Below are 26,472 nucleotides of genomic sequence, written 5' to 3' on the forward strand. Positions count from 1 at the left end.
ATTAGAGAAATTTGCTCAGCTTGTTGATTATCATAAGACTTTTCAAACTGTCGCACCTCATGTTTGAATTCGCCCATCTTTGCTTGAAAAAAATCCTGAAGCTGAACAAAAGTGGCAAAACTATCAAGCTGAAATTTTAGAAATTGAATCAAAAGTCACAACGCATCTAAAACAACTTGTAGCACATGTAAAACTTCTTAATCCTCAAAAATTGAATGATGAAGAAAAAGAATTATTGGCTGAAATTCTTTTACCGTTACGTTATTTGATTAAACATATGGCGTTTAAAGAAGAACAAGAGTGTCGCATGATTTATGTGACACAAATGGATAATCCACTAATCAAATATGATGAAAATATTAATCGTATTTATATCGATTATGAACCCTCTGTCATGCAGAATTTGGAAAAAATTTATTTAGCACCTAAAGCCAAAGGTGAAAAAATGGTGTTTGAATATTTATGTTCACGTGGTCAAGAAGTGCGTAAAGGTAAAGCACCTGTAAAAGTTAAAATCTCACAAAACCCATTTCAATAATCTAAAAGACGCTTTTATGGCGTCTTTTTTAATTTTAAGATTAGTGCTTGGCGTAAATTTAAAATTTACTTATAGTAAAAGTACACATCATAAAAACTTTTAAAAAATTAACCAATTAATGGGGCAATACATGAAAATTCAAGCAAAACTTTTAACTGTAGCAATAAGCTTAATTGCAACACATACCATGGCAGCCGATACCAAACCTATGCCAACCAGTATTACTGTGCCTGACAGCGCAGTGGTGCCTGTAGTCAAAACCCAAGTCATTCGTAAAATTGAAGGGCAAGAACCTGTACGTACCACAGAAGCCACCGTGTTTGAAGTGACCAACAAAGGCAAAGATATTGTGGCTAAAGAAATTTATATGGCCGATAAAGATATGAATTTTTCTGATGCGACGATGGCGCCACCTGTAATTCGTCGTGGCAGTATGATTGTACCGACCTTTAAAATTGAAGAAACCAAACGCTTAAGTCAAGAAGGGCAGTTGCTCTCAGAAACCAAACATATTGATGCTGCGGGCATGGAATTTCGTCGTGGTGAAGCTCAACCTGTAAAACGTCAATTACAACTTGATCAAACTAAAGACCCAAAGGGCACACAACAAATCACGCATAAAGTTGATTCTGAAAATGGCGTGGTGACCAGTGATGTGGTAATTTTAGAACAGAGCAATTAAAAACAGCTAAGCTTAAGTGCTTTAGACTAGGCATTTACATCATTACAGCAATTATGAAGCAGGTTTTAACAGTTTAACGCGTATTCGTCTTACAATAGGTTTTAAACTAAACTGAAAAGCTTTGTATTAGGATGATCAAGATGAAAAAATTACTTGGATTAACAGCAGCAGCTACTTTAGCCATGTTTACTTTAACCGGTTGTGAAAGTATGAGTGCCAATGAACAACGCATTGGCGCAGCTGCTTTAGGTGGTGCAGTGGGTGGTGGCCTTGGAAATAGCGTCGGTGGTGGTTTAGGTTCTGCTGTAGGTGGTGGTGCAGGTGCTGCAGTTGGTAGCAAGACCCAAGGTGGTTCTAACCGTAATGCAACTTATAGTGGTGTGGGCGGTGCAATTGGTTCAGCAGTAGGTAAAAGCGTTTTTGGTGGTAATGCCGGTGCAGCCATAGGTGGCGCATTAGGTGGTGGTGCCGGTGCTGCGCTTGAACAAAAAAATCGTTAATTGATTAAGTTTAAAAAAAGCATCATTAGGATGCTTTTTTTTGAGCGCTGTGATTCATTTAATTTTAAGCTAAATGACCCCTTGTCTTATCAAACAGCTCTTTTTTGCAAACTCTGATAAAATAGCTTTTTAATTACTCCCTCCCTTTTCTTATGTTCGCGATTCTTGCTGCTATCGGGGTGATGTTTGGCCTCTCATTAGCTCGTGTTCCCGTAGTATTTGCACTGATTATTGGTGCTGTAACAGGTGGTTTACTCGCAGGCTTAGGACTGCAAGGTACGCTTGATGCTTTTAATGATGGTCTAGGTGGCGGTGCACAAATTGCCTTAGCTTATGGTGTACTTGGTGCCTTTGCCTTGGCTTTAGCCCGTTCAGGTTTACCTGATCTTTTGGCTTATAAGCTGATTAAAGCACTTAAAGGCGATGCCAATGCTAAAGCACAACAAAAAGTAAAAATGATTTTATTTTTTACCATTGCACTTGCAGCGGTGTGTTCGCAAAACGTGTTACCCGTACACATTGCATTTATCCCAGTACTCATTCCACCATTACTAAGTGTTTTTAATCACTTACAGCTTGACCGTCGTCTAATTGCCTGCTTATTAACCTTTGGTTTGGTGGCAACTTATATGTTGGTACCGGTTGGGTTTGGTGCGATCTTCTTAAATGATATTTTAGGCAGTAATATCAATAACTTTGGTGAGCCATACGGTTTTAAAATTAGCTACGATCAAATTCCATCTGCTATGGCCATTCCTGTATTGGGAATGTTAGTGGGCTTGTTGATTGCAATTTTCTTTAGTTATCGTAAAAAACGCCAATATAAAGATGTGCATGTTGAAGCTTCAGCCAGCATTGCTCAACAGATTGATACAGATGCCAACGGTGCACCCAAAATTGCAGCATTTACTATGTACATGGCAGGCTTTGCAGTGATTGCAACCCTTGCAGTGCAATTGTATTCAGATTCGATGATCTTGGCCGGTTTGGTAGGTGTAGCAATTTTAAGCTGTGCTAGAATCTTTAAGTGGAAAGAAGCTGACGACGTGATTATTAGCGGTATGCGTATGATGGCATTGGTCGGCTTTATTATGATTTCTGCGCAAGGTTTTGCCTCGGTGATTGAAGCCACCAACCAAGTACCTGCATTGGTTGAAGCTTCAGTACAGTGGATTGGCAATAGCCAGGGTTTAGCTGCATTTTGGATGCTACTGATTGGTTTATTAATCACTTTAGGTATTGGTTCATCATTCTCGACTGTGCCAATTCTTGCCATTATTTATGTACCGCTTTGCTTGCAGTTTGGCTTTAGCCCAGCAGCCACGATTGCCATTATTGGTACAGCCGCAGCGCTTGGTGATGCCGGTTCGCCTGCATCGGATTCTACTTTAGGACCCACTTCTGGCTTAAATATGGATGGCCAACATGACCATATGAAAGACAGTGTAATTCCAACCTTTATCCATTTTAATATCCCATTAATGGTATTTGGTTGGATTGCAGCCATGGTGCTTTAAATCTAAATCTGATAAAAACACTCAGATTTTAAGTTTAAAATACAAGCAACTTGGTCACAGTTTTAAAATTGACTAAGTTGCTTGGTTTAAAATAAAAAATATTAATAATCAATTATTTATAAATAATTTGAACGAAACATAAATTATCCCTGTTGCATCTTAAATAAACTCTAGGTTTAATAGCCCAATAAATGAGTCAAAGAGAAAGAATTCATGTTAAAACAAATTGCATTAGTTTCATTATTGGGGATGTCTGCTTCAGCGATGGCAGGCGAATGGCAAGTTAAAGTGGGTGCATCTGCACTTGCGCCATCAAGCGATACACGTACAACATTAGGCGTGGTTAAAGCAGATAGCGAACTCGGCTTTACACCATCGGTTGAATATTTCTTTAACGATAACTTCTCAGCAGAATTATTACTTGCAACACCGTTTAATCATGATGTGTTGTTAGATGGCGATAAAGTTGCAAAGATTAAGCATTTGCCACCAACATTAACAGCAAAATACAACTTTAAAAACTCAACACGCTTTACACCATATGTTGGTCTAGGTGGTACAGCATTCATCGCATGGGATGAAGAAGGCGCTGCTAAAGATGTGAAAGAAGCATTTGGTGTGGCAGGTCAAATTGGTTTTAATTTCCAACCAGCCGATGCGAAAAATTGGGGTGTATATGCAGACGTACGTTATGCAGACATTAGCCCTGAAGTCACATTACATGACGATGTTGGCGGTGGTAAATTCGATCTAAATATTGACCCAATCGTATATACATTAGGTTATAGCTACAAATTCTAATATGTAGTTTTAACTAAAAAAAGCCTCCGTTTTGGAGGCTTTTTTTATGGATTGTCGCACTATTGTTCACAAAATTTGACTACATCCACGTAGGTCAATCACGTAAAATCAAAAAAAATACAGACGATTGACATCATGAAAATATGGGTTTTTTTAGTATTGATGGGATGCTTTACCTTACAAACCAAGGCTGCAAGCTTTAACTGTGAACGCGCACAAACCCCAACCGAAAAAGCGGTCTGTGAGCATCGTGTGATTAATGATGCCGATGTTAAAATGGCAACCAGCTATACGATTTTACGTAAACTTGTACCCATAGAAACCCGTTCTATGATTCAAGAAGAGCAAATCAAATGGCTACAGTTACGGGATCAATGCCAAGATCATCTTAATTGTTTAGTCGATGTATATAAAATGCGTCAGCAAAAAATTGATTTACATTTAAATCGTATTTATAAAGCGCAAACATTTTAAATTAAAAATTTTCAAGTTTTACTATTGAAAAACTTTAAGGTCACTCCAATAGATATTGCATCTATAATTCGAGGAATGACCAATGAGCGAAGCAAACGCACAAAAACATAGTTTCCAAGCTGAAGTTGCCCAATTGCTACACTTGGTGACGCATTCTTTATATTCTAATCCTGAAATTTTCTTGCGTGAGCTGATTTCTAACGCTTCCGATGCCTGTGACAAATTACGTTTTGAAGGTATTAACCATCCTGAATATTATGAAAATGACCCAGAGTTACATGTACGTGTGACTTTGGATGAAGAAAATAAACGTATTATTATTTCAGATAACGGTATTGGTTTAACCGAAGCTGAAGCGATTGAGCATTTAGGCACCATTGCCAAATCGGGCACCAAAGACTTTATGTCTAAATTAAGTGGTGACCAAAAAGCCGATGCACAATTGATTGGTCAATTTGGGGTAGGTTTTTACTCAGGTTTTATTGTAGCCGATAAAATTACCGTAGAATCACGCCGTGCAGGGGTCGATGCTAGTCAAGGTGTACGTTGGGTCAGCCAAGGTACAGGTGAGTTTGAAACAGAAACCATTGACAAGCCAAGCCGCGGTACCGACATCATCTTACATTTACGTGAAGATGCTACAGAGTATTTAAACCGCTTTAAAGTTAAACAAATTATTAATAAATACTCAGACCATATTAGTTTGCCAATTGAAATGCCAAAACAAGTGTGGCAACAAGAAGAAGCGGCAGAAGGTGAAGAAGCCAAACCAGGCCAGTATGTCACGACTGATGAATGGGAGGCGATTAACTCAGCCAGCGCACTTTGGACACGTAATAAAAGCGAAGTCACTGAAGAGCAATACCAAGAGTTTTATAAAAATTTAACCCATGATTTTGCCAATCCATTGGCGTGGGCGCATAACCGCGTTGAAGGTAGCACTGAATATACGCAACTGTTGTATATTCCAAGCAAAGCGCCAAGCAATATCTTTACCCGTGAAGCCAAAGCCGGCATTAAGTTATATGTAAAACGCGTCTTTATCATGGACGATGCAGATAACCTGATTCCAAACTACCTACGCTTTGTGCAAGGGATTGTCGATAGTGCGGATTTACCGCTGAATGTAAGTCGTGAACTGTTACAAGAAAGCCGTGATGTTAAAACCATTCGTGAAGGTAATGCACGTCGTATTTTAACTATGCTGGATGGCTTAGCAAAATCTGAAGATGAAAAAGATCAAGACAACTTTAAAACCTTCTATCGTGAATTTGCATCTGTATTAAAAGAAGGTTTAGGTGAAGATGTTGCCAATCGCGAGCGTATCTTAAAACTATTGCGTTTTGCTACTTCTAACAATGACGACGTGAGCACTTCATTAAGCGACTATAAAGCACGTATGAAAGAGGGCCAAAAAGCCATTTACTACGTGACTGCAGAGAGCCTAAATGCTGCGAAAAACTCACCACAACTTGAATTGTTTAAGAAAAAAGACATTGAAGTCTTACTCATGACCGAGCGTGTAGATGAGTGGGCAATGGAGTTTGTACATGAGTTTGATGGTACAGCCCTGCAAAATGTGGCTAAAGGTGCAGTCGACTTAGGTGATTTACAAGATGCTGAAGAAAAGCAAGCACTTGAGCAAGCTGCCGAAGAATTTAAACCTGTGGTTGAGCAACTGAGTAGTTCACTTAAAGATAAAACGCAAGAAGTGCGCGTGACCACACGTTTAGTCGACTCACCAGCATGTTTAGTCACGCCTGAAGGTCAATTGTCACCACAATTGTTGCGTATGCTCAAAGATGCAGGTCAAGCAGTTCCAGAGAGTAAACCAATCTTAGAAATCAACCCAAGCCATCCATTGGTGAAGAAACTACAAGGCTCAAGCCAATTTGATGACCTTGCTAACGTAATTTTTGACCAAGCTGTAATTGCCGAAGGTGGTTTACCTGAAGACCCTGCTGAATATGTAAAACGTATTAATAACTTATTATTGGCTTAAGCAAAATGATAAAAAAAGCTCCCTGAGGGGAGCTTTTTTTATGGGTGTAGCATGCAAAAAAACGATAATCAAGATTAAAAAATCCCTTTGATTTTTGATCTAAAAAAAGAATTGTTTTTTTTAAATTGATCTATAATACCAATCAATAAGTCATCAGGTGAAATAGTTATGAAATCGCTATTGAGTTTAATTGCTTTAGGTATGCTTGGTTTAAGTACACAGGGCATGGCCAGTGTTACGTATATGGAGCAGTGTAATGATCGTGTTCAAGTGAGCACTGCTGCGACAACAGCTAACAGCTTAGACGTAGAGCGTGTGATTCAGCGTAATGATCGTATGAAACTTAAAAAACTTGTAACCACAGACATTAATAAGTTTTCACAGTATAAAGACGTATTACGCGAGCAACGTAATGACCGTGTCAGTGTTGTGCGTCATGTAAAATCTTAAAATTAAAGCCCATATTTATGGGCTTTTTAATGTCTAAAATAAGGCTTCTAAACGCAGCAAGGCACTGACATGATGGTCTTGATCTTCACGATCTTGATTAAAGTAATTAAGATCGGTTTGTACGAAAAACCATTCGCGTAACACAGGTTGTCGCCAAGAGATAAAAGGCCCCCAACTATCTAAGCGCAGTTGATTATCGTTGTAATAACCCCCGCTATACACACCATAGTTAAAACGATTGCCTTGGAAAAATTGATGTTGTCTAAAGGTATAATTTGACCAATTTAAATCATCTTCTGAAGTATCTGCATAAACCAAAGCAAATTGATTAGAAAGTGAAGCTTCGTTTTTACGCTGATGTACCAATTCTAAATTGGTGCGTAAATAATTTTCGCTGTCGCTTCCATAACGATAAATTTGCTCGGCATGGAATGCAAAATCATGTTGTAGTTGCCAATCTTTTTCCGCTTTTAAGCGCAAATATACGTCGTCACCTGAGCGAATACCAACATCTGCATCAGTTTCAAAATCATATTTTTTAGAAAAATTACTCCATCTTAGCGCAATAGAGCTGTTGTCTTCACGGGTACGTTCACGGTCATAATTTTTATCTTCAGCAAGGCTAGGATTTTCATTGGTAATGGTCACTTGATTGTCAAGCTGATCGTCCAAGCTGTCATCACCAAAAACCAAGCTTAAACGTTTCTCTAAAGTCGGTAATTTGATTTTGCCACGTACACGAGGTCGAATTTCATAGCCGTCATAATCATCCCATTTGTTATCGAGCAAAATTCGTAAGGTGGCCGAAGCGGGTTTATTCGGGTCGGTTACACCAAACCAGTCATCAATTTTATGCGCTGTGCCATCTACCCAATGACGTACACCTTTTTGTTGTTGATCAATCCAAGTTCGATCTTCTGTGATTTGAGTACTTGGCACAATTGGATGATTAGATTGCTGCGGCAATAGGGTTGGTGTGGCATCAATCATGCGTGGAATTTTATACAACAAACCTTGAGACGTCTCTTGCTGTTGTGCATAAACGCCGTGAGTGAATACCAAGAGGCTGCTACAGAGTATTATTTTTTTAATCATGCTGATGATTTACACTTATTTTTAAACAGTGTCTGAAATTAGCACGACCAAAAGCAAGCTGTTGCTACAAAATTACAGCAATTTAAGAAGCTTCTGTGCAAATTGCCTTATATAAAGTAATCGGATCAATCGGTTGTGGTAGGCGTTGAATCACTTCTTGAATCATCTGCCAGCTAATGCCTTGCTGACGATCCAATAATAGATAAGGATATGCAGTTTCATTGCTATATAAACCTAAACGCTGATCGCCGTGAATAACACGAATTTTTTGCCGCTCTTTTAATAATAATAAAGGCGTGTTGACATGCGCTGGCGTTTCCACAAATTGAATAAATTTTTGTGTTTGTAGAAAATGCGCAGGGATAAATGGATAGTAGTGATTGTTGTCCCAAATCAAGGTGGCTAACGCTTGATAGGTATTAAATAAAGCATCTAGATCAAAAAGATTTTTCTCTAAGCTTGCCCAATTAATACTGCTCACAGCAGCAAGTTTATAGTCTTGGGCGTGGCTAAAGATATGGGCTAAACGAATCGCTTGTAATTCACCCACTGCGCCAAATAAGGCCAAATATTTGACAAAGCGTCCTTGGTTATCTGTTTGCTCGGCTAGATAAATAGGTCGCTCAAATACATGTTCAATATCTGTATAGTGCAACAAAAGATCAACGTGGTCACAGCTGATCTTTTCTGGACTTAAACGATAAAGTTGTTTTTCTTGTGCAGCTTCAAACAGTAGAGCAATCACCTGACAGCTATGGCCATTGAGTAATAGGTTAGGTCGCGTCTGTGGTTTTTTGCTATGTTTGGCAGAAAGAATCATTTTCTGTGCCAAATTTGCTGGCAGCTCTGATTCAGCATTTTGCTCAGCTGTCACAGCAGAGGCTAGAGGTTTTAGCTGATCTAAGCTTGGCTGAGTGGCAAAAATATTTACAGCCGATTTTGTTTGTTTTAGTGAGCTTGATTCAATAGGCAAAGCATGATCTACAGTGTGGGTAAGTGGCTGTATTAGTGCAGAGTTTACAATATTGTCAGGCTTAATTTGTGCCGTATTAAAATCAATTAAATCAAAGCTCGGTTCTTGATAAGGATGTGGCAATGTGGGTTCGGGCGCAGTGAACAAAGGGGGAATCTTTATAGGTTGATCGCTGTCTAATTGCAGGGGTTCTAAACCTAAATCAAAAGATAGTCCTGCACTAATATCAATTTCTTGTTTACGTAAGCGTCGGGTAGAAATGGGTTGTGGCGTTGTACCTGAATCAAAACGCGTTTCTTGTAATACTCTTCTTTGAATTTGCTGAGTCGTTTTTTCTTCTAATAAATCAGGAAAATGGCTGACTGGAATATGTAAGGCTTTTTCAATGTTATGCATATGTGCTTGATAGGTCGCATCAAGTTTCGTGCTAATCGCATCATCTAGCCGTGCAGGGTTGGCCGCTTGATGAGTATGAACGGCTTGAGGAATTGTTTTTTGTGTGGTGAGTGGGTGCACGTGGGTCTGTTCAGGCTCGTTTAGAGTAAAACATTGATACTTTAACTGTTGAGCCACAAGCCAAGCATATACTTCTTCAAGCTCACCATTTTCACTAATCAGCAGTTTTTGATTCGGCATTTGCAGCAGCCAAATTTGCCAACCTTCTTGAGGTTCATACAGCAGTGCCCAAGTAGATTGTGGTTGTTGGTATAGAACCTGTTCTAATTCTTGATCTTGAGTGAATATGCCACAGCAAAAATCAGAATAATGACAGTTATAAACAAAGTCCTGTGCTTGTAGCAGGGGTTCTAACTGATTTTTGTTGTGCTGGGAATTTTGCTGATGTAATAAGGAAGAGCATAAATATTGGATAGCTAAAATACGTTGCTTAGCGCGAGCATGATCAAAATAAGATAAATCGCCATCTTGCAAACTTGCAATAAGCTGTGACAATTCTTGCGTTAATAATGCTTTATCTAAGGGCTTCATTGGGCTTCTCTAAAGATATTCTTGCGCTTGGTTGAGGTAACTGGCGAGCAATACATTGGTTGCTAAATCAATTACTGCATATTCAGCAGTGGTTGGGTCTGGATATTGTAAGGCCAGTTGGACCAATTGCTCTAAAGAAATGGCTTGAGGCGCAATTTGACCTTGCAGTAGTGCTTCTAATTCATTCATAAGGCAAATTTAAAATAGCAAAATAAATTATTGTCAGTCTTAGGATTATAGAGTTTTAACCCCAAAAAAGGTGAGTAAATGTGCATCTTTATTATACACATAGTCATTAAAATGGGTTCAAAGCAAGAATATTACAGTTTAATCTGAGTCATAAAAAACAGTTTAAAATTTAATTACATAGCACTTTTCTTCAATAGTGTGCCATTTTAGGCTTTTAAATCAAAGCACTTCAATTAGTGTATGTAGATCAAAAATACACATGACATTTTCAGTCAAGAAGGCGGTGTGATCGCCAGTTTGATGATCAGTAAAACAATAACGCAACGCTTAAAAGTACTAAAGTGTGACGGAGCTTGGGACACAAGCTCCAATAGGATTTTAAAAATTAGGCTTTAGGTTTGTTAAGGCATTTTTTTTCATACACTTTACCGCCAATAGCACCTAAAATCGCGCCACTGATGGTACCAAACACCGGTAAAACACTGCCAGCGACTGCACCAATCAATGCACCTTTTGCTGCCGGAGAAAAACGTGATTTTTTAATTGGGCAACTGCTGTCTTGTGCTTTGTTTTCAGGTTCCTTGTTTGGGTCTTGGTCAAATAAAGTATTTACATCGTTATTGTTGGTCATAGATACCTCTAGTTTTAGCATTATGATTAAAAATGTACATAAACTAGCCTAAAGGGATTTTAAAAGATGTGTGTAAAAAGCACGGTGGTTTTTGTAAATAAATGAAAATCCCCAGCCGAAGCTTGGGGATTGTAATTTTTTCTCAAATTTATTGATTAGCTGTCTTGCTGATTGGTGTTGGCCGTTTGTGGCTCAGGTGCTTGTTGCGCTTTTTCTAACACTTTTAAGAACACATCACGGGGTTGAGCACCAGCAAGGGCGATACGTTGGTCAAACACAAAGAACGGCACACCGGTGACTTTGAGTTGTTCGCGAGCGACTTCTTGGTCAAATTCCACAAAATCTGCAAACTCATTACCATCGAGTAAGTCATCGACTTCCACAGGATTTAAGCCAATACGTGCAGCCACGTCTTCTAAAGTTTCACGTTCGCCAATTTTTAGACCTTGGGTCATATAGCTATAAAATAATGCTTCTTGCGCTTCGTTGCCTAAACCTTTGCTTTGTGCCAAATGAATTAAACGATGGGCATTAAAGGTGTTGCCTGAATTGGCATGTTTCCAATTAAACTCAATGCCTTCGGCTTTGGCCATATCGGCAATATTACGTTGCATTTCTTCGACTTCAGCCAACGTGCGACCATATTTTTGCGCCAAGCGCTCAGTATTAGAAATACTTTGGCTTTGCGGTGCTTCTGGGTCTAATTGATAGCTATGCCAATGGATTTCAAGCTCAATTTCAGCTTCTTTGGCAACCGCTTCTAAACGTTTTTTGCCAATATAGCAAAACGGACATACTACATCTGACCAAATATCTACGCGCATGGACTTTCTCAAATTGTGTTTAGAGCATACATGAGGCTGAAGCATTAAATTTAAAGTTTAAGTCCCACAAAAAAGCCGTTCAGCAGATATTTAAGGCATTGTTGTATGAAAATGCAGCAAAATGTGTATGCTAAAAGTCAATGAAGCAGAGCTGAGGAGTAGACCATGCGTCGCGTTGTAATCATTGTCAGTACGGTGACGGTGCTGATCTTTGCTGCTTTGTTTTATCAATATCGACAACAGCAGCAAGATGTGGCGCAGTTGCATCAATATCAAACCGTTTTATATGAAAAAACCGAACAGTTATATGAAGAAGCTCAAGATTGGCAAAACGCGATTCAATTGACCACTCAAGATTCACGTTTACAAGGCGATTATCGGGTAATGGCTGATTTTCTCTTAAGTTATTTAAAAGACAATGCCGAGGCACGTAATGTGTATTTACGTGAATTAAAAAGCATTGCTTGGGATCAATTTTTACAGGTTAAACGCTTAGATCAAGATAAAAAGCAAAACTATTCACAAACTCAAAGTATGTTAGTCAATGCACGTAGTTTAGCAGTGCAGTATCAAAGCCAAAATGAACAACGCTATGCCCAAGGATTGGCTGAAGCTGAACATTTAAATATTCAAACTCGTTTAAAACAGACCTTAGTTGAGAGTTTAAAATCTCAACAAGATCAAGATATGTATGCAGTGTTTGAATTAGAACAACAAATTTTAGTCAAAGCTGAAGCGCTGTTTGATATTTTAAAAGCGCATCAATGGCAGGCTAAAGATGGACAATTTTTCTTTTATCAAGACCAACCTTTAAAGGATTTTAATCGTTTGTATCAAGAGGTGATTGAATTAAATGGAAAAATTGAGAAAATCAAACAGGGTCATAAAGCTGCGCTAGAGGCAAAATTGTAACGATTTTCTATTGTCAGCAAAGTGTCAAATCTTGTGTTTAGACTCAAATAAAACCTCATCACCATAAGGCAAATCCTATGTATATAGCAGTAGATTTCCCTGATTTTGAACAGCATTATATGGAGTTTATGCAAAGCTCCCAACATCCTAAACTTGAGCGTTTAAATGAATGGGGCAAACAACGTTTTTTCTTGGCCAAATATTTTGATGTGGTTGATGATCAACACGATACCCTACAAATGGTGTTGCATTATCAGCAACAAAAAGTACGACTGAATTTGCGCCAAGCGCCTGAATTTATGCAAAAAGAGGCATATTTAACTTGGCTTAAAGCCCAATTTAGCCAATATATTGTTTAGTGGTCTGGCTTTTGCATATAGGCTAATTTTAAATTTAGTCAGCCAATATGCAACGACTTTGGATTAAACAGCCCTTAGCTGTATTTAGCGCAAATGACCTAGACGCCAGTCAAGGCATTGTGATTGAAGGTACACAGATTGTAGAAGTACTTGGACGCGGGCAAGTGCCAAGTCAAGCTTGTGATGCGGTGATTGATGCCAAAGATTGGGTGATTACCCCGGGGCTGATCAACAGCCATCACCATTTTTATCAAACCCTCACCCGTGCGTGGGCGCCTGTGGTCAATGCACCACTTTTTCCGTGGTTACAAAACTTATATCCAGTATGGGCACGTTTAACCCCTGAACAATTGCATGTAGCGACTCAAGTGGCTTTAGCAGAATTATTACTCTCGGGCTGTACCTTTGCCGCTGACCATCATTATTTATTTCCGGCGCAATTGCATGATGCGATTGATATTCAAGTGGACGCAGCACAGGCTTTAGGTTTACGCGTGATGCTGACTCGTGGGTCAATGAGTTTGGGGCAAAATGAAGGTGGTTTACCGCCACAGCATACAGTGCAACAAATGCAGGTGATTTTAGACGACAGCCAACGTTTGGTTGAGCGTTATCATCAACGCGGAGCGGGGGCGATGGTGAATATTGCACTTGCACCGTGTTCGCCTTTTTCGGTGACGCGTGACATTATGCGTGAAAGTGCAAGTATGGCACAAAGCTTAGATGTACGACTACATACCCATTTAGCCGAGACCTTAGACGAAGAGCAATTTTGTTTACAGCGCTTTGGCATGCGTACTGTAGATTACTTAGAAGATGTGGGTTGGCTGCAAAAACGCACTTGGTTAGCGCATGGGATTCATTTTAATGCACAAGAAATTTCCCGTTTGGGACAAGCTGAAGTGGGGATTTGTCATTGCCCACACTCTAATATGCGTCTGGCTTCTGGCATCTGCCCAAGCTTAGATTTAATAGACGCTGGTGCCAAAATTGGCTTAGGTGTAGATGGTTCAGCCTCAGGTGATGCTTCCAACTTAATCTTAGAAGCACGCCAAGCGTTGTATTTACAACGGCTAAAATATGGTGCAGAAAAAATTACCCCACAACTGGCGCTGGGTTTTGCAACCACAGGTTCGGCAGAAATTTTAGGTCGCTCGCAAGATTTAGGTCAAATTCAAGTGGGTTATCAAGCCGATTTGGCCTGTTACCGTTTGGATGAGCTGAAGTTTTCTGGCAGCCATGACCCAATTGCTGCTTTGTTACTCTGTGGTGCAGATCGTGCGGATGCTGTGATGGTCGCAGGGCAGTGGCGTGTACGAGAGGGTCAGATTCAAGGTCTTGATCTTGAAAAACTCAAATACCAACATCGCCGTGCTGCCACAGCGTTGATGAAGGCTTAAACCGATGTGTTCAACTTCACTTTGATCGGTTAGATGTGTTCTAGCGTATAAAATGGCATATATCTTGCTCTTTTGCTTATTAAGTCAGTTGCGCAAAGCAACATGCAACATAATGAGATAAGGATCAGGGCAAAATATGAATAATTCTAAAAATATTTCCCCCGAACATGAGTTTTTGGGCGTGGGCACCAGTTTGACGTATGGCCTACAGCACGTTTTGACCATGTATGGTGGTATTGTCGCGCCACCTTTAATTGTCGGGATTGCAGCAGGTTTAACGGGTGCACAAATTGGGTTATTAATTACTGCCTCATTGTTTGTAGGTGGTTTAGCCACTTTGTTACAAACACTTGGTATCAAGTACTTTGGCGCGCAGTTACCGTTAGTGCAGGGAGTTTCTTTTGCTGGTGTTGCCACCATGATTGGGATTGCCACCACAGGCGGCGGCTTTAATGCCATTTTAGGCGCAGTGCTTGCATCTTCCATTATTGGTTTATTGATTGCACCATTTTTTGCCAAAATTATTCGCTTTTTTCCACCTGTAGTCACAGGCTGTGTCATCACCATTATTGGTTTATCGCTGCTGCCTGTAGCAGTACGTTGGACGATGGGCGGTAATAGCAATGCACCTGATTGGGGCTCATTGCAAAATATTGGTTTGGCGGCCATGACTTTGGGTATTTTATTGTTACTTAGTCGTTTTGGTTCGGAGTCTGTTCGTCGTACAGGGATTTTACTGGCCATTGTGATTGGCAGTATGTTGGCTTATGTCTTAGGCTTTGGTGATTTTTCTAAAGTGGGTGATGGGGCTTGGTTTGCTGTGCCTGAGTTTTTAGGTTTTGGTATGCCAACCTTTCATTTATCAGCGATTTTAGCTATGACTATTGTCATGATTGTAACCTTAACTGAAACCACTGCAGATATTATTGCTGTAGGTGAGATTGTGGGCACAGAGGTTGATGATAAACGTATTGCCGATGGTTTACGTGCCGATATGTTATCGTCTGCGATTGCGCCATTTTTTGGTACTTTTATGCAAAGTGCCTTCGCACAAAATGTAGGTTTAGTCGCCATTACAGGGGTAAAAAGTCGTTTTGTGGTGGCAGCGGGCGGTTTAATTTTGGTATTTTTAGGTTTACTCCCAATTATGGGGCGTTTAATTGCCGCAATTCCAACCCCTGTCTTAGGCGGTGCTGGTTTGGTTTTATTTGGGGTGGTCGCAGCAAGTGGTATTCGTACTTTAGCCAAGCTCGATTATAGCCAGCAAAAAAACCTGATTATTGTCGCAACCTCTTTGGCTGCAGGTATGATTCCTATTATTGATCATTCATTTTATGCACAATTTCCAGTATGGTTTAAAACCTTGTTCCACTCAGGCATTAGTGCTACCTGTGTGATGGCAATTTTACTCAATATTTTATTTAATCATCTAAGTTTTGGACGCAAAATCTTACCCGATCAGCCACAAATTGGCGCTTTAGCTAAACATGAACATTAATCTATAAATAAAAAAAAGGATGGCTTAAGCCATCCTTTTTAACGCTTAAAATTAAGCAAATTTCTTTTTAAACCAAGAAAAAATAGATTTTTTCTCTTCAGCAGCATCAGCTTTTACGTCAGCGGTTTTTTCAGCAGCTTCTGTTGCAATTTCTGCTTTTTCAAGCGTTACTTTTTCTTCAAGAGCAACAGTTTCAGCAGCCGCTTGTGTTGCAATTGCTTGAGTTTTTGCTTGAGTAGTTGCATCAACTTTAGCGACAACTGCTTCTTTAGCTGCAACTGTTTTTTCAGTAGCAACTTGCTGAGCGAAAAGCGCTTTTTCTATAGTCGCATCTTTAACTTCAGCAGTTTTTACCATTGCTGCATCTTTTGCTGCTAATGTTTTAGCAACTACAACATCTTTAGTTGCAATTGTGCCCAACACAACAGCATCTTTGGTGCTTACAGCAGCGTCTTTCACCGCAGTACCTGCTTGAGCTGCATCAGTTTTAACGTGTTGCAATTGTTGGGTTACAGTTTGCTTTAAGGTTACAGGGGCAACAGCGGTATTTTGTGCCATTGCTGCTGTTGAGCCTGCGACTAAAGAAAATGCTAAAACTGCTTTGATTGCGTCCATAACCGTCACTCTAAAAAGATAAAAAAATCAAAAGGTGATATTAACGCCAAAATTTAACCACGTGATGACTGCTTCAGATTAAATGCAATTTTTGTGTGAAAATTAATCTAATTTAACAATGTTATAACAAACTAGATATAAAAAAATCCCCCGCCTAAAGCGAGGGAGTTTTGATCTTTAAAACTTAAACACGTTCAATAATGGTCGCAATACCTTGACCTACACCAATACACATGGTGGCTAAACCAATCTGTGTATCTTGTTGTTCCATGACATTGAGTAAAGTCGTGGTGATGCGTGCACCTGAGCAACCCAATGGGTGACCGAGCGCGATTGCACCGCCATTTAAATTGACAATATCTTGCTTTTCATACAAATCTAAACCTTTAAGCACCGATAAACCTTGTGCTGCAAAGGCTTCGTTTAGCTCAACAGTTTGAATATCGTTGATGGATAAACCGGCACGTTTAAGGGCTTTTTGCGTTGCAGGGACAGGACCATAGCCCATGGTTGCTGCATCACAACCTGCAACTGCCATCGAGCGAATCACAGCGCGTGGTTTTAAGCCTAAAGCTTGAGCGCGTTCAGCCGACATCAATAACATGGCAGATGCACCATCGGACAAAGCAGATGATGTTGCTGCAGTCACTGTACCGTTTTTCGGATCAAATACAGGGCGTAACGAACGGAAGGTTTCAATATTGGCATCAGGACGAATCACTTCATCTTGATCACACAAGATTTTAAAGCCATCGGCATTATGACCTTCAATACCCACAATCTCACGATCAAAACGACCAGCTTGGGTGGCAGCCCATGCACGTTGATGAGAATTGACACCAAACTGATCTTGTTCTTCACGGCTAATATTAAACTGACGACCTAAAAGTTCGGCAGTTAAGCCCATCATATTAGAAGCTTTAGCGAAGTATTTTGATGATTCAGGGCTAATATCAATGCCATGCGTCATGGGTACATGACCCATATGCTCAACACCGCCAATGATGAAGATTTCACCTTGATTGGTGGCAATTTGCGCCGCTGCGGTATGAATCGCTTGCATAGATGAACCACACAAACGGTTGATGGTTTGACCTGCAACAGTTTTTGGTAGTTCAGCCAGCAAAGCTGCATTACGGGCAATGTTAAAGCCTTGCTCGAGGGTTTGGCCTACACAGCCCCAAATCACGTCTTCAACTTCGTTGACGTCAAATTGGTTACGAGCAACGAGGGCACGAATGAGTTCTGCCGATAAACGCTCTGCGCGTACATTGCGGAACATGCCGTTTTTGCTTTTGCCCATGGCAGTACGAACGCCATCAACGATGACAACGTCACGAGGATTTAAAGTAGCCATTGGTGTCGCTCCTTAACCGTAAAATTTCTTGTTATTGGCTGCCATATCACGCAGCATTTGTGGGGCTTCATAGCCCTTACCTAAGTGTGCATATTTATCACATAGCGCCACGTATTCTGCAACACCGAGCTGGTCGATGTAACGGCATGGACCACCACGGAATGCAGGGAAGCCCACACCCATAATCATCGCCATGTCTGCTTCGGCAGGGGTTGCCACAATATTGTCTTCTAGGCAGCGCACAGTTTCGTTACAGAAGGTGACCATCATACGATCAATGATTTCATGTTCATCAAATTCACGTTTTTCAGCAGCCACACTTGGTGCAATGATATCGTATGCAGTTGGGTCAACGGTTTTGGCTTTTTTACCTTTTTTATCAAGTTCATACTTATAAAAACCAACATCATTCTTTTGACCTAAACGATTGGCTTTATACAACAACTCAATCGAACCAGTAAAATCAGGTTTCATACGATCAGGGAAACCTTCGGCCATCACTTCTGCACCATGTACGCCGGTATCAATACCGACAACGTCCATCAGGTAAGCAGGACCCATTGGCCAACCAAAGTTGTGCATCACTTTGTCGATTTGCTGGAAATCTGCGCCATCACGTACCAATTGGTCAAATGCACCAAAATACGGGAATAACACACGATTGACTAAAAAGCCCGGGCAGTCATTCACTACAATTGGGGTTTTACCCATTTTTTGTGCCAAAACAACAGTGGTCGCAATCGCTTCAGGTGAAGTTTTTTCACCACGAATGACTTCAACCAACGGCATGAGTGGCACTGGGTTAAAGAAGTGCATACCGACAAAGTTTTCAGGACGTTCAAGACCTTCGGCTAAGCGAGTAATAGAGATGGTTGAAGTGTTTGAAGCAATGATGGTATTTGACCCAACTTTGCTTTCTGTTTCACGTAACACAATATCTTTAATTTTTGGATTTTCTGTGACCGCTTCAATCACAATATCCACGTCTTTAAATTCGTCATAACCCAAAGTTGGACGGATACGCGCTAAAGTTTCACCCATTTGTAACGGCTTCATTTTTTTGCGTTCAACTTGCTTGGTCAGCAATTTGGTTGCTTCTTCCATACCTAAGGCAAGTTGTGGATTACCAATATCTTTCATGATAATTGGCGTGCCTTTACTGGCAGCTTGGAAGGCAATCCCACCACCCATGATGCCTGCGCCAATCACTGCAGCTTGCTTAACAGGGTGAGCGCCTTTTTCATACTTTTTAGACGTCTTTTTCACTACTTGGTCATTTAAGAACAATCCAATCAGCGCTTCTGATTGTGCAGTGATGGCAGCTTTAGCAAAGGCTTTGGCTTCTTCAGTTAAAGCCTCATCACGCTTTAAGCTTGAGCCTTTTTCTAAAGCATCAAGCAATAATTTTGGAGCAGGGTATTGGCTTGGTTTGGCTTTTGCAAACACCACAGCTTTGGCTGCATTAAATGCCATGATTTGTTCAATTGCATTTAATTTTACAGGCTCTAATTTTTCTTGGCGTTTGGCTTTCCAATCTAAACGACCATTGATGGCTTGCTTAACTAAATCAAGCGCTGCATCTTGTAGCTGATCATGTGCTACAACCGCATCAACAGCACCTTCTTTGAGTGCTGCTGCGCCTTTGCGTGGTGCTGAAGTGGCAATCCAGTCAATGGCGTTATCTACACCAATCACACGGCTTAAACGCACTGTACCGCCAAAACCTGGAATTAAACCAAGCTTCACTTCAGGTAAGCCCACTTGTGCTTTATCTGACATGACACGATAGTCACAGACCAAGCACATTTCAAAACCACCACCTAAGGCCACACCATTAATGGCAGCCACTTTAGGCATGTCTAAATCTTCAAATGCATTGAATGTTTTATGCAGTGCTAACACCCAATCCACAATTGCATCTTCGCCTGCGGCAAAGGTGGTACCAAATTCAGTAATATCAGCACCGACAATAAAGGTCGGTTTCGCTGAAGTTACAATCAGACCTTGTACACTTTGATCGGCTTTTACAGCGTCAATCGCAGCTTGAAAGTCATCAATAGTTACACGGTTAAATTTGTTGACCGACTCACCTTGTAAGTCAAAGCGGAATTCTGCAATTCCGTCCGTTAGCATTTGGACGGTAATGGCATTGCCAGCGTGGATCATGCCTGATCTCCTTTATTTTGGAGGACTTTTTAAGTTAATGTTATGAAGTAGGTGCATATAGTCCTGTGCACCTGAAACCTGCCTCATCTTACGATAACTTTATGTCAAAAAAACATCACAAGTTGTATCTAGTCGTGACGCTAGGGTCATCTATTTTGTGGTCAGTGTGCTTAAGGTAAATTTTATCGATTGCACATCAATATTATTAGCTGTCACAAAAAGAGCACTTGGCAATTGCAATTTTTGAATATAAAGCTATCTAGGTGTAAGCAATAATGGTACTTTTTTCAAGTGTTTTTATTTTTTGTTTGGCTTTGTTATAAAAATTAAGCATCTACACTCAAAGTAATTGCTCTTTTATCAGTTGCATCTTTATTGAGCTTTGAATACTCAGTTAATATGTTTGACTCTAATGCTGAATAAAGAAGATGACTTTATGAAAAACATAATAAGTAAAACTTTAGTGATTGTGCCAGTACTATTAATCAGTTCAATGAGCTTTGCAGATTGTGATGGAGATTTAAATCAAACTGATTTAAATATGTGTACCGCACAAGAATATAAAAAAGCAGATCAAAAGCTCAATAAGCTGTATCAAGCCTATACCGCCAAATTGAGCAGCGCTGAGCGTAAACAATTTACCGCGATTCAAAAATCTTGGGTCAACTATAAAGACAAAGATTGCCAATACGCTGCCCAAAATTATAAAGATGGCTCTATTTATCCATTACTCATCAACAGCTGTTTAACCGAGAAAACTGAAGATCGTATTGATGATCTAGAAGATTACTTACAAGAAGCAAATCGCTAATTGAATTGTAAAAAGACCACCTTACATAGGTGGTCTTTTTATTTAAGTTGCTTGAAAATGACCATTTTGATAATCAAGATGTAAGTCAAATACATCTGGATGTTGTAAAAAATAAAGTGCCAATACAGGTTCAAGTTCGGTACGGATTTTACGGCCTAAATGGCGTGCCCCATAACGAATATCATGATCTTGATAAAAGTAAGCTTTGGCGGCATCAGTTAAATGTACTTGGCGTTTTTGATGCTGTAAGCGTTGATTGAGTTTGGTCAGTTCAATCTCGACCAGACGTGGCAGTGCATCATCTTGTACAGGTTGATAATGCAAAGTGCGATCAATCCGGTTTAAAAATTCAGGGTCGAATTTACGGCGCATGACTTTTTCAATAATTGTTTGCGTAGGGACACGTTTTAAGCACACGTCTTGCATTTTTTTAGGTAAAAAATTGAGTTTATCTAAATATTGCTGTGCGGCTTGCGCACCGACATTACTGGTCATAAAAATCATGCAATTACGAAAATCAATAGTTTTAGTGCCAGCAGTGAGGGTGAGTTTGCCAGTATCTAACACATTCATTAGGCCGCGTAAGACTTCATTAGAGGCTTTTTCAAGCTCATCAAATAACATAATCCCCGGGCGGGTATGGCTGCCTGCAATAGCAGTTTCATCAAATAAACTATGTCCTTCTTTAGAGCCCACATAACCCGGCGGCGCACCGGTTAAGGCTGCGGCATAATGTTCTTGTGCTAGGGTGTTCATATCAATCCGACAAAATGCATCGGCACGTCCATAAATCGCCTCGCTAATTAAGCGCACCGTTTCGGTTTTCCCCACCCCTGTAGGCCCAAGCATGAGGGTGACTGATAAAGGACGTTCAGGATTAGAGAAATCGGCTTTAACCACATGCAACATTTTTTCAATTTCATTGAGTGCTGCATCTTGCCCAATAATGCGTTCACGCAGCTTTTGCATGACTTGGATTGGTTCAAAATGAAAACGCGGTTTACCAATTAAGCGGTCTTTTTCTGAAATGCTATGGCTAGATGTAGCAGGCTGAATAATATGCATGGCATGCGAAGATTGCGTCATAACATGAGTTCCCTAAAGCAGAACTTAAGCATAGCAAAAATGCAGCATGATCAACATCACTTGGGCTGCCAAGCTACATTAATCTGCTTGAAAATCAGCAATTGATCATTACATTATGCAGAATACAGATTGCCAAGCCATAGGTTAATTGTGAACGCACATGCCCGTCCTCATATCGAAAAAATCTTAGCCCATATGACCACCTTGCCGGGGGTGTATCGTATGTTGGGTAAAGATGGTGAATTGCTATATGTAGGTAAAGCCAAAAATCTTAAGAATCGTGTTTCAAGTTATTTTGTAAAAACCATTGAGCATCCTAAAACGCAAGCGTTGGTGAGCCGAATTTACGATATTGAAACCTTGGTGGTGCGCTCTGAAACCGAAGCTTTATTGCTTGAGCAAAATCTAATTAAGCTGCATCGTCCGCCGTATAACATTATGCTGCGTGATGATAAATCTTATGTGTATATTTATATTTCAGCCGATAAACCGTATCCAAGAATTGCCAGTGGCCGTGGTAAGGGCAAGCACCAAGCTGGAAAATTCTTTGGACCTTATCCAAGTGCAGTCAATGCCAAAGATACTTTGTTGGTCCTACAAAAACTGTTTAATGTACGCCAATGTGAAAACAGCTATTTTGCCCAACGTAAACGCCCGTGTTTGCAGTATCAAATTAAACGCTGTAGTGCGCCGTGCGTAGGGTTAATTTCGCCTGAAGAGTATCAACAAGACGTAGCCAACTCGTTACGCTTTTTACAAGGTGACACCAAAGAACTCAATCAAGAACTGATTCAAAATATGGAAGCCGCCGCCGAAGCCTTAGAGTTTGAAAAAGCAGTGTTTTATCGCGATCGTTTAGCCTTATTGCGTGATGTGCAAGCCAATCAAGCCATTTATAAAATTAAAGGCGAAGCCGATATTTTAGCGATTGCCTATCAAGCTGGGGTGACCTGTGTGCAGATTATGCATGTACGTAACGGTAAAATGCTGGGAGGAAAAAGCTATTTCCCGGATATGCAAGGCGATGATTTAGGACAAATGCTGAATGACTTTATGGCCAATTTTTACTTTCAAGTGGCTGATGAAGTACCCTCAGAGTTAATAGTGAATGTTGAGTTGCCTGATGTAAAAGAGTTAGAGCAAGCCTTGAGTCAGCATTTTGATAAGAAGATTCAGATTAAACATAAAGTGCGTGAAACCCGTGCCGAATGGCAAGAATTGGCACAAATGAACGTGCAACATGGTATTAAGGTACAGCTTGCCAATCATTTACAGCTTCATGAGCGTTTTCATCAGCTTGAGCAAGTGTTACAACGTGCTGTAGATCGGATTGAGTGTTTTGATATCTCGCATACCATGGGCGAGGCGACCATTGCCTCTTGTGTGGTGTTTGATCGTGGGGGGATGCGCAAACGTGATTATCGTCAATTTAGTATTGAAGATATTACCGAAGGCGATGATTATGCCGCCATGCGCCAAGCCTTAACCCGACGTTACAGCAAACATATGTTACCCGATGTACTTCTGATTGATGGCGGTAAAGGGCAATTGAATATGGCCATGCAAGTGATGCAGGATTTAGGTTTAAGTGACCAGGCCTTTTTGGTGGGCGTGTCTAAAGGTGAGGGGCGTAAACCAGGCTTGGAAACCTTACATTTTACCGATGGGCGTAAAGCACAATTGCCTGAAGATCATAAAGCCTTGCATTTAATTCAGCAGGTACGTGATGAAGCACATCGTTTTGCCATTACCAAACATCGTGCCAAACGCGATAAACGCCGCAGCTCTTCGGTCTTAGAAGCCATTCCGGGTTTAGGACCAAAGCGGCGTCGTGATTTACTGACCCATTTTGGTGGCATTCAAGGCGTGCTTAAAGCCTCGGAAAAAGACTTAAGTTTAGTGCCAGGTTTAGGCGCAGTCTTGGCACGTACCATTTATAAAGTCTTACATGAATAAGCTTGACTCAGTAGGTAGCCGCGCATTTCCGCTAGTGACACTGTAGCGCATTTCGTATAAAGTGGCGCTATTCACACGAAAAAACCAAAATTATTGGCTGGTTTGATGTTCAAACTGGGGAAACGTTGGCGGTGTCTATGACAACAGGTCGTATCCTGAATATTCCTAATATCTTGACCTTAGCGCGTATTGCGCTGATCCCTGTATTTTTGTTGGTGGTGTATTGGCCAACTGCTGCGGGTGCAGACGGTCATGACGGTAGCATGACGCGCCATATTATACTCACTGCGATTTTTGTGATTGCTGCGGTCACCGATTGGTTTGATGGCTATTTGGCGCGTACTTTAAATCAAACCTCGGCCTTTGGACGTTTTTTAGATCCTGTAGCGGACAAACTCATGGTCGCTGCGGCATTGATTGTTTTGGTGCAATGGCAACCGACCATTTCTATGGCTTTTGCTGCGATTGTGATTATTTCACGCGAAATTACCGTATCGGCTTTGCGTGAGTGGATGGCGGAACTCGGTGCACGTACCAATGTGGCAGTATCTAAGGTGGGTAAATACAAAACTGCATTTCAGATGATTGCAATTTCGGTATTTTTACTCAATTGGCCACCGCTTGAAACCTTAGCCTATTTATTATTGTACACCGCAGTGATTTTAACCCTGTGGTCGATGTTTATTTACCTAAAAGCCGCATGGCCGTACTTAAAACAGCCTTAAAATCAAAGCTCCTCCTTGAGGGGCTTTTTTTTGTCGATTAAAATTAAATTTAATCAAAGTATTTAGTTAGCTATGGGTTTCTTCATCACCATCATCTTCAAAGGTTTTGGCGATTTTTTCAATATTTAAACTTTTAGCCATGGCATCAAAAATTTCTTTATACACCCCATCTTGATGGTATAGCGCGTCATGTTCGCCGTGTTCGGCAATCAGGCCGTCCTTCATGACATAGGTATAATCGGCATCAATGATTTGCGACAAACTATGTGAAATAATAATCACGGTACGCCCTTGTTTAATTTCATCTAAACTTTGCTTAATTTGCTCGGTGGCAATGGCATCTAAACTTGCTGTAGGCTCATCCAAGAAAATAATCGGTGGATTTTTTAAAAACATACGTGCAATGGCAATGCGTTGTTGCTGCCCACCAGAGAGCATTAAGGCATCGCTATGATAACCATCGGGCAGTTGTAAAATTTGTTCATGAATCGAAGCTTTTTGCGCAGCCAAATACACTTCTTCATCTAGTGCATTGGTTTTACCGTAACGAATATTGTCAAAAATAGAGCCTTGGAAAATATGATTTTTTTGCAGCACCAAGCCAATTTGATCACGTAAATATTGGGTATCTATGTCATTAATATCCACGCTATCGAGTTGAATGGCGCCATTTTGCGGCAGATAAAATTTATCTAACAAGCTAATTAATGTTGATTTTCCTGCACCGGATAAGCCCACTAAAGCGGTAATTTTATTCGGTTGAATCGTCATTGAAATATCTTTTAAAGCATGATGACCATTGGGATAAAAGAAATTGACATTCTTGAGTTGGAACTCGCCACGAATCACAGGCTTGAGCGCACCACTGGCTTCAATTTCATCATCGGCTTCTAAAATTTTAAAGAAGCTTTCGGAATAAATCATCGCATCATTGACTTCATCATAAATACGATGCAAAGAGCGAATCGGCGCGGAGACATTATTAAATAACAACACATGGTACATAATCATCCCAATGCTCATTTGTCCATCCAGCACAAAATAGGCGGTTAGGATGATAATCAGTACAATGCCAATTTGTTCAATAAAGGTTTTTAAACCATCAAAAATAAAACTGGTTTGTCGGGTATGCATCTGATTTTCAGTCAATTCACGCTGTAAACTCAGTTGCTTAGTCGCTTCAATACTTTCGCGGTTAAATGATTTAATGACAGTAATGGAGTTAATAATACTTAAAATGCCTTGGCTTTTTTTCTCACGTCCATCGCGTAGGTTACGCCGCCAACCGCCTAGTTTTTGTGCCTGTTTATAAGTCAGCCAAAAATAAATGGGCACAATCGCGGTTGCCACTAAGCCAACATAGACATTCGCATAATACATTAAACCCAATGCTACAATTGCACTGGTAAATAGCGGTAAAATATCAATAAAAAAGATTTGTACTAAACGGGTTAAAGAGCCAATCCCCCGATCAATACGGGTTTGCAATTTGCCTGCTTGGTTATTGTCTTGATTAAAAAAGGCCAAACGATAGGTCAAAAACTTTTCAATAATGCCTTGTGCTAAATCTTGTGAGACTAAGATTTTAAGTTTTTCACCATAAAATTTTTGCCCAAATTGCACCAAAGCGCTAATGATTTCTTTACTGAGTAAAATCACGGAAATAGTGATTAAAATATGCCAACCGGCTTCTAAACCTAAGCCTTGTTTCAATAAAGCATCAATTTGATCGACAGCGTATTGCAAGGTCAATGCGTTGACCTGCGCGGTAAATGCGCCAATAAAGGTTAAGGCAAGTGTTGCCATGACCAATAATTTATACGGCTGCACAAAAGGACGCAGTTTCTGAAACAGTTGCCATAAATTCATAACGACAAACTTTTATTGTTGTAAAGTCCTGTTAAGTGTAGCGAGATTTTTAAGA

General features: G+C 40.3%; 25 protein-coding genes. 15 read left to right on the forward strand and 10 right to left on the reverse strand.

The window, feature by feature from the left end; translation table 11 throughout:
- Positions 1-79 precede the first annotated feature (79 nt).
- From Q0Z55_RS09315 to Q0Z55_RS09350, 8 genes are all read left to right on the forward strand, one after another.
- Positions 80-538: a hypothetical protein gene (locus Q0Z55_RS09315; RefSeq protein ID WP_297427482.1), complete on the forward strand. Its 459-nt coding sequence runs from the start codon at positions 80-82 to the stop codon at positions 536-538.
- Between the two features lie 130 nt (positions 539-668).
- Positions 669-1,220, forward strand: coding sequence for a hypothetical protein (locus Q0Z55_RS09320; protein WP_297427485.1), 552 nt, complete (start codon positions 669-671; stop codon positions 1,218-1,220).
- A 140-nt stretch (positions 1,221-1,360) separates the two neighbouring features.
- Positions 1,361-1,720, forward strand: a complete 360-nt coding sequence (locus tag Q0Z55_RS09325; RefSeq protein ID WP_297427488.1) for a DNA transfer protein p32 — start codon at positions 1,361-1,363, stop codon at positions 1,718-1,720.
- A gap of 152 nt (positions 1,721-1,872) precedes the next feature.
- Positions 1,873-3,237 carry a Na+/H+ antiporter NhaC family protein gene (locus Q0Z55_RS09330; RefSeq protein WP_297427491.1) on the forward strand — a complete coding sequence of 455 codons (1,365 nt, stop codon included), beginning with the start codon at positions 1,873-1,875 and terminating at the stop codon, positions 3,235-3,237.
- Positions 3,238-3,450: 213 nt separating this feature from the next.
- Entirely contained in the window at positions 3,451-4,038 is a 588-nt protein-coding gene (locus tag Q0Z55_RS09335) for an OmpW family outer membrane protein (protein ID WP_297427494.1), read from the forward strand.
- A 135-nt stretch (positions 4,039-4,173) separates the two neighbouring features.
- The gene (locus Q0Z55_RS09340; protein WP_297427497.1) at positions 4,174-4,512 is read left to right on the forward strand and encodes a hypothetical protein; all 339 of its coding nucleotides are present in this window, start codon (positions 4,174-4,176) and stop codon (positions 4,510-4,512) included.
- 82 nt (positions 4,513-4,594) lie between these two features.
- Positions 4,595-6,514 carry a molecular chaperone HtpG gene (htpG, locus tag Q0Z55_RS09345; RefSeq protein WP_297427500.1) on the forward strand — a complete coding sequence of 640 codons (1,920 nt, stop codon included), beginning with the start codon at positions 4,595-4,597 and terminating at the stop codon, positions 6,512-6,514.
- Between the two features lie 168 nt (positions 6,515-6,682).
- The gene (locus Q0Z55_RS09350; RefSeq protein WP_297427504.1) at positions 6,683-6,964 is read left to right on the forward strand and encodes a hypothetical protein; all 282 of its coding nucleotides are present in this window, start codon (positions 6,683-6,685) and stop codon (positions 6,962-6,964) included.
- A gap of 33 nt (positions 6,965-6,997) precedes the next feature.
- On the opposite strand, the gene Q0Z55_RS09355 is transcribed toward Q0Z55_RS09350, so the two are convergent.
- The 5 genes from Q0Z55_RS09355 to Q0Z55_RS09375 all read right to left on the reverse strand — a co-directional run bounded on the left by Q0Z55_RS09355 (position 6,998) and on the right by Q0Z55_RS09375 (position 11,663).
- On the reverse strand, positions 6,998-8,059 hold the full coding sequence (locus Q0Z55_RS09355) for a hypothetical protein (RefSeq protein ID WP_297427507.1): 1,062 nt from the start codon (positions 8,057-8,059) through the stop codon (positions 6,998-7,000).
- 82 nt (positions 8,060-8,141) lie between these two features.
- Positions 8,142-10,019: a hypothetical protein gene (locus tag Q0Z55_RS09360; protein WP_297427510.1), complete on the reverse strand. Its 1,878-nt coding sequence runs from the start codon at positions 10,017-10,019 to the stop codon at positions 8,142-8,144.
- A 9-nt stretch (positions 10,020-10,028) separates the two neighbouring features.
- Entirely contained in the window at positions 10,029-10,208 is a 180-nt protein-coding gene (locus Q0Z55_RS09365; RefSeq protein WP_297427513.1) for a hypothetical protein, read from the reverse strand.
- A 385-nt stretch (positions 10,209-10,593) separates the two neighbouring features.
- Entirely contained in the window at positions 10,594-10,839 is a 246-nt protein-coding gene (locus tag Q0Z55_RS09370; protein ID WP_297427516.1) for a hypothetical protein, read from the reverse strand.
- Between the two features lie 155 nt (positions 10,840-10,994).
- Entirely contained in the window at positions 10,995-11,663 is a 669-nt protein-coding gene (locus tag Q0Z55_RS09375; RefSeq protein WP_297427520.1) for a DsbA family oxidoreductase, read from the reverse strand.
- Between the two features lie 165 nt (positions 11,664-11,828).
- Between Q0Z55_RS09375 and Q0Z55_RS09380 the strand changes: the two genes are divergently transcribed.
- The 4 genes from Q0Z55_RS09380 (at position 11,829) to Q0Z55_RS09395 (ending at position 15,832) form a co-directional block, all read left to right on the forward strand.
- Positions 11,829-12,575, forward strand: coding sequence for a hypothetical protein (locus tag Q0Z55_RS09380; RefSeq protein WP_297427523.1), 747 nt, complete (start codon positions 11,829-11,831; stop codon positions 12,573-12,575).
- 77 nt (positions 12,576-12,652) lie between these two features.
- On the forward strand, positions 12,653-12,934 hold the full coding sequence (locus Q0Z55_RS09385) for a hypothetical protein (RefSeq protein WP_297427526.1): 282 nt from the start codon (positions 12,653-12,655) through the stop codon (positions 12,932-12,934).
- Between the two features lie 47 nt (positions 12,935-12,981).
- Positions 12,982-14,334 carry an 8-oxoguanine deaminase gene (locus Q0Z55_RS09390; protein ID WP_297427528.1) on the forward strand — a complete coding sequence of 451 codons (1,353 nt, stop codon included), beginning with the start codon at positions 12,982-12,984 and terminating at the stop codon, positions 14,332-14,334.
- 136 nt (positions 14,335-14,470) lie between these two features.
- Positions 14,471-15,832: a nucleobase:cation symporter-2 family protein gene (locus Q0Z55_RS09395; protein WP_297427531.1), complete on the forward strand. Its 1,362-nt coding sequence runs from the start codon at positions 14,471-14,473 to the stop codon at positions 15,830-15,832.
- A 51-nt stretch (positions 15,833-15,883) separates the two neighbouring features.
- Here Q0Z55_RS09395 and Q0Z55_RS09400 read toward each other — a convergent pair whose 3' ends face one another.
- The 3 genes from Q0Z55_RS09400 to fadB all read right to left on the reverse strand — a co-directional run bounded on the left by Q0Z55_RS09400 (position 15,884) and on the right by fadB (position 19,970).
- Positions 15,884-16,447, reverse strand: a complete 564-nt coding sequence (locus Q0Z55_RS09400) for a hypothetical protein (protein WP_297427534.1) — start codon at positions 16,445-16,447, stop codon at positions 15,884-15,886.
- A gap of 184 nt (positions 16,448-16,631) precedes the next feature.
- Positions 16,632-17,804, reverse strand: a complete 1,173-nt coding sequence (gene fadA / locus Q0Z55_RS09405) for an acetyl-CoA C-acyltransferase FadA (protein ID WP_297427537.1) — start codon at positions 17,802-17,804, stop codon at positions 16,632-16,634.
- A 12-nt stretch (positions 17,805-17,816) separates the two neighbouring features.
- A complete protein-coding gene (gene fadB / locus Q0Z55_RS09410; protein ID WP_297427540.1) occupies positions 17,817-19,970 on the reverse strand; it encodes a fatty acid oxidation complex subunit alpha FadB in 2,154 nt (717 codons plus the stop codon).
- Between the two features lie 436 nt (positions 19,971-20,406).
- On the opposite strand from fadB, the gene Q0Z55_RS09415 reads away from it, so the two are divergent.
- Positions 20,407-20,781 carry a lysozyme inhibitor LprI family protein gene (locus tag Q0Z55_RS09415; RefSeq protein WP_297427544.1) on the forward strand — a complete coding sequence of 125 codons (375 nt, stop codon included), beginning with the start codon at positions 20,407-20,409 and terminating at the stop codon, positions 20,779-20,781.
- A 42-nt stretch (positions 20,782-20,823) separates the two neighbouring features.
- On the opposite strand, the gene Q0Z55_RS09420 is transcribed toward Q0Z55_RS09415, so the two are convergent.
- On the reverse strand, positions 20,824-21,867 hold the full coding sequence (locus Q0Z55_RS09420; protein ID WP_297427547.1) for an AAA family ATPase: 1,044 nt from the start codon (positions 21,865-21,867) through the stop codon (positions 20,824-20,826).
- Between the two features lie 150 nt (positions 21,868-22,017).
- Between Q0Z55_RS09420 and uvrC the strand changes: the two genes are divergently transcribed.
- Positions 22,018-23,823: an excinuclease ABC subunit UvrC gene (uvrC, locus tag Q0Z55_RS09425; RefSeq protein ID WP_297427549.1), complete on the forward strand. Its 1,806-nt coding sequence runs from the start codon at positions 22,018-22,020 to the stop codon at positions 23,821-23,823.
- Positions 23,824-23,960: 137 nt separating this feature from the next.
- The gene (gene pgsA / locus Q0Z55_RS09430) at positions 23,961-24,548 is read left to right on the forward strand and encodes a CDP-diacylglycerol--glycerol-3-phosphate 3-phosphatidyltransferase (protein ID WP_297427552.1); all 588 of its coding nucleotides are present in this window, start codon (positions 23,961-23,963) and stop codon (positions 24,546-24,548) included.
- Between the two features lie 66 nt (positions 24,549-24,614).
- Here pgsA and Q0Z55_RS09435 read toward each other — a convergent pair whose 3' ends face one another.
- Positions 24,615-26,417, reverse strand: a complete 1,803-nt coding sequence (locus Q0Z55_RS09435) for an ABC transporter ATP-binding protein (RefSeq protein ID WP_297427555.1) — start codon at positions 26,415-26,417, stop codon at positions 24,615-24,617.
- Positions 26,418-26,472 lie beyond the last annotated feature (55 nt).

The sequence above is a fragment of the uncultured Acinetobacter sp. genome (assembly GCF_947626835.1).
In the GTDB taxonomy this organism is placed as follows: Bacteria; Pseudomonadota; Gammaproteobacteria; order Pseudomonadales; family Moraxellaceae; genus Acinetobacter.

Bases quoted from the DNA above. Each gene is read 5' to 3' on its own strand.
- Q0Z55_RS09375 (WP_297427520.1), bottom strand. From the start codon at position 11,663: ATGCGCGTAGATATTTGGTCAGATGTAGTATGTCCGTTTTGCTATATT.
- Q0Z55_RS09365 (WP_297427513.1), bottom strand. From the start codon at position 10,208: ATGAATGAATTAGAAGCACTACTGCAAGGTCAAATTGCGCCTCAAGCC.
- Q0Z55_RS09340 (WP_297427497.1), top strand. From the start codon at position 4,174: ATGAAAATATGGGTTTTTTTAGTATTGATGGGATGCTTTACCTTACAA.
- fadA (WP_297427537.1), bottom strand. From the start codon at position 17,804: ATGGCTACTTTAAATCCTCGTGACGTTGTCATCGTTGATGGCGTTCGT.
- Q0Z55_RS09395 (WP_297427531.1), top strand. From the start codon at position 14,471: ATGAATAATTCTAAAAATATTTCCCCCGAACATGAGTTTTTGGGCGTG.
- pgsA (WP_297427552.1), top strand. From the start codon at position 23,961: ATGACAACAGGTCGTATCCTGAATATTCCTAATATCTTGACCTTAGCG.
- Q0Z55_RS09435 (WP_297427555.1), bottom strand. From the start codon at position 26,417: ATGAATTTATGGCAACTGTTTCAGAAACTGCGTCCTTTTGTGCAGCCG.
- Q0Z55_RS09330 (WP_297427491.1), top strand. From the start codon at position 1,873: ATGTTCGCGATTCTTGCTGCTATCGGGGTGATGTTTGGCCTCTCATTA.
- Q0Z55_RS09370 (WP_297427516.1), bottom strand. From the start codon at position 10,839: ATGACCAACAATAACGATGTAAATACTTTATTTGACCAAGACCCAAAC.
- Q0Z55_RS09335 (WP_297427494.1), top strand. From the start codon at position 3,451: ATGTTAAAACAAATTGCATTAGTTTCATTATTGGGGATGTCTGCTTCA.
- fadB (WP_297427540.1), bottom strand. From the start codon at position 19,970: ATGATCCACGCTGGCAATGCCATTACCGTCCAAATGCTAACGGACGGA.
- Q0Z55_RS09415 (WP_297427544.1), top strand. From the start codon at position 20,407: ATGAAAAACATAATAAGTAAAACTTTAGTGATTGTGCCAGTACTATTA.
- Q0Z55_RS09325 (WP_297427488.1), top strand. From the start codon at position 1,361: ATGAAAAAATTACTTGGATTAACAGCAGCAGCTACTTTAGCCATGTTT.
- htpG (WP_297427500.1), top strand. From the start codon at position 4,595: ATGAGCGAAGCAAACGCACAAAAACATAGTTTCCAAGCTGAAGTTGCC.
- Q0Z55_RS09350 (WP_297427504.1), top strand. From the start codon at position 6,683: ATGAAATCGCTATTGAGTTTAATTGCTTTAGGTATGCTTGGTTTAAGT.
- Q0Z55_RS09360 (WP_297427510.1), bottom strand. From the start codon at position 10,019: ATGAAGCCCTTAGATAAAGCATTATTAACGCAAGAATTGTCACAGCTT.
- Q0Z55_RS09380 (WP_297427523.1), top strand. From the start codon at position 11,829: ATGCGTCGCGTTGTAATCATTGTCAGTACGGTGACGGTGCTGATCTTT.
- Q0Z55_RS09390 (WP_297427528.1), top strand. From the start codon at position 12,982: ATGCAACGACTTTGGATTAAACAGCCCTTAGCTGTATTTAGCGCAAAT.
- Q0Z55_RS09420 (WP_297427547.1), bottom strand. From the start codon at position 21,867: ATGACGCAATCTTCGCATGCCATGCATATTATTCAGCCTGCTACATCT.
- Q0Z55_RS09385 (WP_297427526.1), top strand. From the start codon at position 12,653: ATGTATATAGCAGTAGATTTCCCTGATTTTGAACAGCATTATATGGAG.
- Q0Z55_RS09355 (WP_297427507.1), bottom strand. From the start codon at position 8,059: ATGATTAAAAAAATAATACTCTGTAGCAGCCTCTTGGTATTCACTCAC.
- Q0Z55_RS09320 (WP_297427485.1), top strand. From the start codon at position 669: ATGAAAATTCAAGCAAAACTTTTAACTGTAGCAATAAGCTTAATTGCA.
- Q0Z55_RS09400 (WP_297427534.1), bottom strand. From the start codon at position 16,447: ATGGACGCAATCAAAGCAGTTTTAGCATTTTCTTTAGTCGCAGGCTCA.